Genomic DNA, 6,000 nt, shown 5'->3' with positions numbered 1-6,000 from the left:
GAGGCCCTGCGCGTCACCGCCCGCCTCCGCGACGAACAGGGCTTCGACCTCAACGGCCAGGTCGTCTTCGGCGTCGGCGAGAACTTCCTCCTCGCCGAGGGCCAGTCCGGCTACCGCGCCCCCGGCAACACCGAGGGCGGCCAGTTCCGTATGCCGCTCAGCACCCGCCACCCCGCGACCGAGGTCGCGCACACCGGCCGCGCCGTCTGGCTCGAATCCCCCGCCGAGTACGAGCGCCGCTACCCGGCGATGTGGCACCTCACCTCCCGGCGCGGTCGCGAGGCGTGGGCGTACCTCCCGCTCGTGACCGGCGGCAAGGTCCAGGGCGTCTGGCTCGCCGCCTTCGGCGCCCCGCGCACGTTCAGCGGCGCGGACCGCGCCCTGCTCCGCACCGCCGCCGCCCTCCTCGCCAGCGCCCTCGAACGCTCCCGCACCGGCTCCGCCGAACTCGCCCTCTCGCGCGGACTGCGCTCCAGCATGGGCGCGGCGGCCGACGGCGTCCGCAAGGGCCTGACCGTCGCGAACCGCTACGTGCCGACCGGCGGCGGCCTCATGGTCGGCGGCGACTGGTACGACGTGATCCAGCTCCCCGGCGGCAAGATCGCCTGCGTCGTCGGCGACGTGCAGGGCCACGACGTGCACGCGGCGGGCCTCATGTCGCAACTGCGCACGGCCGTGCACGCCTACGCGGCCGAGGGCCACGGCCCCGACGCGATCCTCGCCCGCACCTCGCGCTTCCTCGCCGCCCTGGACGAGGACCGCTTCGCGACCTGCCTGTACGTGGAGGCCGACCCCGCCACGGGCGTCCTGATGCTCGCCCGCGCGGGCCACCCCCACCCCGTCCTGCGCCTGCCGGACGGTACGTGCCTGATCAAGCACGTACGCGGCGGGCTCCCGCTGGGCCTGCTCGGGGGTGCCAACGACTACCCCGTCGACCTGGTCGAACTCGACCCGGGCGAGATCCTGATGCTCTGCACGGACGGGCTCATCGAGAACGGCGGCGACGACATGTTCACCGGCTGGGCCCGGCTGCGCGACGCGCTCACCGAGGCCGACCCGGACGACCTGGAAGGCATGGCGGACCGCCTCCTGGACACCGTCGAGCCCCCCGACCCGGAGACCGCCCCCGCGCACGGCGGCGACGACATCGCCCTCCTCCTGCTCCGCCGCGACTCCCACCCCGAGGACGGCGCGGGCGCGGTCCCCGAACGCCGCCTCCTCCTCACGCTGCGCCAGGACCGCCCCGAGGGCCTCGCCGAGGCCCGCGAGGAACTGCGCCTCCTCCTCCACGACTGGTCCCGTCAGGACCAGGTGGACACGGCGGTCCTGCTCACCTCCGAACTCCTCGGCAACGTCCTCGTCCACACCGACCAGTCCGCCGCCCTCGGCGCCCGCCTCCTCGGCCACCCCGGCGCCCGGCACCTCCGCGTCGAGGTCACCGACCAGGGCGACGAACTCCCCCACCGGCAGGCCCCCGGCGAACTCGCCTCCTCCGGCCGCGGCCTCATCCTCCTCGACCTCCTCGCCTCCACCTGGGGTGTCCGCCCCGAACCCGAGGGCAAGACGGTCTGGTTCGAACTGGACGAGTCCGAGGAGGACACCGGGGCGGCGGAGAAATCGGAAGAAGAACTCCTCAAGGGCTGGTGACCCGCGAAGCCCGGCCTCCCCGCAGGCCCCCCCGGCGATCCCCGCCCCGCACGGCGGTACCGGCACCGGCACCGCGGCATGGGCGGCTGTCACACCTTGTACTCCCCCCGGGCTTCGGGCGAGATCACCAGGTGGTACTCGCTGTCGGTCGTGCGCTCCAGGCTGATGTACAGGCCGACGTAATTCGTCGAGCGCATCGTCGTGGACAGCACGCCCCAGTGGAGGACCGTGGGCACGTTTCCCTGCCCGGAGATTCTTTTGGGGTCGTGGCTGATCCTGAGTTCCTGAACGCCGTGGTCCGTCCCGTCGATCCAGGTGCGGAAGGCGACGACGACCTCCTGCTCCGTGTCCTTGCCCTCCGTCGGTGTCCACGGCAGACCACCGAAGAAGTCCTCCCGGAAGTAGCGCTTGTGGTCCATCGAGGCGTCTTCCTGGCTCAGCCGGAGATTGCCCGTCGGATTGCTCCCCGCGGACTTCGTCTGTTGTGCCGCCGTGTTGTCGAGACGCTTGAACCAGCGACGCTGCACGTTCGCCGTGGGAAAGGGAGCGGGCCCGGCCGGTGCGGGGTGCGGGACGGCGACGGGCGCGCCCGGTCCGGCCGACGGCGCGGCTCCGGACTTCTTCGGAGCCACCGGCTCGGCGGCGGGGGTCAGCGGCGCGATGTGGGAGCTGAGGCCCGGAAGCTTTCTGAGCCCGGCCGGCACCGGCTTGAACAGGCCGTTGATCGTGGCCGCGATCGCGCTGTCGTTGTCCTCCGGTGTGTCCGGCGTCTTTTTCCTCCGCACCCTTCGCGCCCCGGACTCGGAGCCGATGACGATGTCGGCGCTCTTCTCCAGGTTCGCGATGAGGTCCGTCGTGAGAGGACTGCACGACGTGGTCTCGGCGATGAGGCCGTCGAACCACCGCGACACCTCGCTCGTCACGTCCTCGCCCTCGCCGGCGTCCCAGTCCACCCACGTCGAGGCCTCGTAGTTCCAGCCGAGACCGCCGGCCGTCAGGTTGCTCGAACCGACGAACAGGGAGCGCGGGCCGGGCGAGGAGGCGAAGTAGACCTTGGGGTGAAAGGTCCGCCGCGGGTCGTGAAAGACGTATCCCTCGTCGGCGATCCCGAGGGCGAGTTCCAGGCCCTCCTTCGTGGCCCCGCCTTCGCTGACCCCGAGTATCAGGAGCACCTTGCCGCCCTGGCCCCGGAACTCGCCGAGGGCGTCCCAGACGCGACCGAGGCCCGAGCGCTTGGCCCAGGCCACCGCGATCCTCAGCTCGTCGAAGCCGCCGTCCCGCGCGTGTTCGATGAAGTCGACCAGGTTGGGCTGATCGGCGAAGGGCTGTCCGGCAAAGCGCATTTTCATGGCCGTCAGGGTGGCACAACCGGTTACCGACCGACGTCCCACCGGTGGGGTAGGGTGACGCCTTCAGTAACTGAAGCGAAAGTTGGTTCGATGCGGACTCGGGACGAAGTCAGTGACGACAAGCTGCGCGGGGGCTTCTACTCGCCCGATGTTCTTGTCGAGCTCTGCATCCGCCGGTCCGCCGAACTGCTCGAAGGCCGGTCGGGTCTCAGCGTGCTGGAGCCGTCCGCCGGGGACGGCGCCTTCCTCCGCGGAATCCGGCGAAGCGATGTCGCCGCCTGTGTCGAGCGGGTCGAAGCCGTCGAGATCTTCGCGGAGGAGGCCGCCAAAGCGGCCGATGTCCTGCGGTCGATGGACGTGCGGGGGCACGTGGCCAACGAGAACGTCCTGGAATGGTCGCAGGGGCGCGCCCCGGAATTCGACTGGGTGCTGGCGAACCCTCCCTACGTGCGCTTCCAGTTCATCTCGGACGAGGACAAGCAACGCGCGAAGGAGATCAGTTCCGGGCTCGGCGCGACAGGCAGTTCCGTGTCGAACCTCTGGATTCCCGTCTTTCTCCTGTCCTTGTCGAAACTGCGTGACGGCGGCGTCTTCTCCGTCATTCTCCCGACCGAATTCCTGACCGGAATCTCCGCGAACGCCGTCCGCAACTGGCTCCTCGCCCACGCGACCGATCTCACGATCGACCTTTTCGAGCCGGGATCGTTTCCCACCGTATTGCAGGAAGTCCTCATCCTGAGCGGCCGGCTGTCGAAGGGCGCCGACTCCGGCTCGGTCGTCCGGTTCCACGACCACAACGGCTCCGTCCGCTCCTGGTCCCACCGGGTGGCGACGGCGTCGGGCACGTGGACCAGCTATCTGCTGCCCCCGGAGCAGAACGACGCCCTGGCCGCCGTTCAGTCGATCCCCGCAGTGGGGCGGCTCGGTGACGTCGCACGGTTCAGTGTGTCGACGGTGACGGGTGCGAACGGCTACTTCTGCGTCGACTCGGCCCTCCTTGAGGACTACGGCCTGGAGGAGTGGGCGATCCCCCTCCTGCCGCGGGCCCGCCACGCGGAGGGGCTGATTTTCACCAGTGAAGAACAACGGGACCTGGCCGACGCGGGCCGGCCCGCGTGGCTGCTCAGTTTCGCGGCGACCACTTCCTCCCCCGAGGCTCACGGACCGGCGCGGCAGTACCTCGACGAAGGCGTTCGCCTCAAGATCCCGCAACGCTTCAAGTGCCGCGTGCGCGAGCCCTGGTACCGGGTCCCCGTCGTGCCCGCCGGGGATCTGCTGCTGTCCAAGCGGTCCAACCGCTACCCGCGTGTCATCTCCAACCACGCGAAGGTCGTGACGACCGACACGATCTACAAGGGAAAGATCCTGGCAGGCGCGCCGATCGCGGCGGACGACTTCACCGCCGCGTTCCACAACTCCCTCACGATGCTGTCCGCCGAGATCGAGGGAAGGAGTTTCGGGGGCGGAGTCCTGGAGCTCGTCCCCAGCGAGGTCAGCACCCTGCGCGTCCCCGTCGTCCCGGGGGCCGCCGCGGAACTGCCGGAGCTCGACAAAATCTCCCGGACGCACGACGACCCGGAGGCCCTGATCGAGGCCACGGACAAGATGCTCACCCGGCTCATCCCCGAACTCGACACGCGAACGATGGGCGTCCTGAGCGACGCCCGGCACACGCTGATGGACCGTCGGCTGCAACGCACGCACACGAAGTTCTACGGCTGAGAAAAGCCGACCGCCGTGCAACGGCCCCGGCCGGCAGACCCCCCCGCCCCCGCCACGTGAGAACCCGGGCAGCCGGGGCTTGTCCACGGCCCCTGACGTTGGACAGGGTGCCTCGGTGACTTCTTTCACGCGGCGGTACGCGAGTGGAGACCATGACGGCGTCTGGGCCGACCTGCGCCGCCTCGGCACGGTCCCGGACGCGCCCGACGAGGACTGCCGGGAAGTGGCGTTCGCGACGATGCGGCGGGTGGCAGCCCACGTGGACCGCCTCGCGGAGCGGCTGACCGGCCTCGGGCTCGTGCCGGTCATGCCCGTCCGCGAGCCGGTCACCGCCGAGGACCTGCGGGAACTCGACGCTCTTCGCGCCGAAACCGGCCCCGTACCCCCGGCCCTGGACGCCTGCCTCCGGCAGGTGGGCGGCGCGTGGTTCGCCGGGGACTGCGCCGCGCTGAACGAGTGCTACGCGACGGGAAACCAGTACAGCGCCGCTCCGGTCCTCCCCGACCCGCTGGTGCTCCCGACCGCGCGGTACCTGCGCGAGAGCTGGAACGCCCACCGGGACGCCGCCGAGGACGGCGAGGAGGACTTTTTCTTCGACTTCGCACCCGACGAGTTGCACAAAGCCAACATCAGCGGTGCCACGCACGACATCGACATGAGCGCGTACGTGGCCGACCCGGTCCTTCACGGCGTGGCCGGCCGCCCCGGCATCACCCTGGTCGCCTACCTGAGACTGTCGATCGCCTGGGCCGGAATGCCAGGCTGGTCCTTCGCCGCCCACCACACCCCCCCCCGCAGCCCTGATCCCCCTACGCACACCCCCCGCCTTCTGACCCACCCCGGCGAAGCACGGTCCTACGCCGTCCCCAAGCACCGCCTTCAGCACTCCACGGGGACAGCCCTCCACCACGACCACGCCACCCCCCAACGCCAAAGGGCCCCACCGTTCCCGGTGGGACCCTTCGACGTATTGCCCGGTGAGAGCAATGGCGGAGGATACGAGATTCGAACTCGTGAGGGGTTGCCCCCAACACGCTTTCCAAATGTTCGTACGGGGGTCCGACGGGGGTCATGGGCGTCCTGACCTGCGGCGGAACGTTCGGGGTGGCCCTGTCCGGACGGGGCCGGACGGCGGCGAATGAGACCAGAACTGAGACCCGCCAGCCCCGGCCTTCCGTGATCATCTAGGAGCCCTCGGGGGCTCATCAGGCCGGTGGGGATCCGGTCCTTGAAGCGCTTGCACCGCTTCTGTCAGCTTCCATGGAGCAGTTCCAATTCGGCA

4 protein-coding genes are annotated in these 6,000 nt (G+C 70.2%); 3 read left to right on the top strand and 1 reads right to left on the bottom strand.

Annotated features, from left to right (window positions below; genetic code table 11):
* Positions 1 to 1,647: ATP-binding SpoIIE family protein phosphatase (locus SSBG_RS13815; RefSeq protein WP_106429338.1), on the top strand; the 1,647-nt coding region annotated here is incomplete at its 5' end.
* Between the two features lie 89 nt (positions 1,648 to 1,736).
* Here SSBG_RS13815 and SSBG_RS13810 read toward each other — a convergent pair.
* Entirely contained in the window at positions 1,737 to 2,996 is a 1,260-nt protein-coding gene (locus tag SSBG_RS13810) for a phospholipase D family protein (RefSeq protein ID WP_078491297.1), read from the bottom strand.
* 90 nt (positions 2,997 to 3,086) lie between these two features.
* Here SSBG_RS13810 and SSBG_RS13805 point away from each other — a divergent pair, with 90 nt between their 5' ends.
* Positions 3,087 to 4,718: an Eco57I restriction-modification methylase domain-containing protein gene (locus tag SSBG_RS13805; RefSeq protein WP_008746734.1), complete on the top strand. Its 1,632-nt coding sequence runs from the start codon at positions 3,087 to 3,089 to the stop codon at positions 4,716 to 4,718.
* 115 nt (positions 4,719 to 4,833) lie between these two features.
* Positions 4,834 to 5,802 carry a hypothetical protein gene (locus SSBG_RS13800; protein WP_008746733.1) on the top strand — a complete coding sequence of 323 codons (969 nt, stop codon included), beginning with the start codon at positions 4,834 to 4,836 and terminating at the stop codon, positions 5,800 to 5,802.
* Positions 5,803 to 6,000: the final 198 nt, after the last annotated feature.

Origin of the sequence: Streptomyces sp. SPB074 (genome assembly GCF_000154905.1) — a bacterium.
Classification (GTDB): domain Bacteria; phylum Actinomycetota; class Actinomycetes; order Streptomycetales; family Streptomycetaceae; genus Streptomyces.
This window is presented reverse-complemented; position numbering and strand designations above follow the sequence as displayed.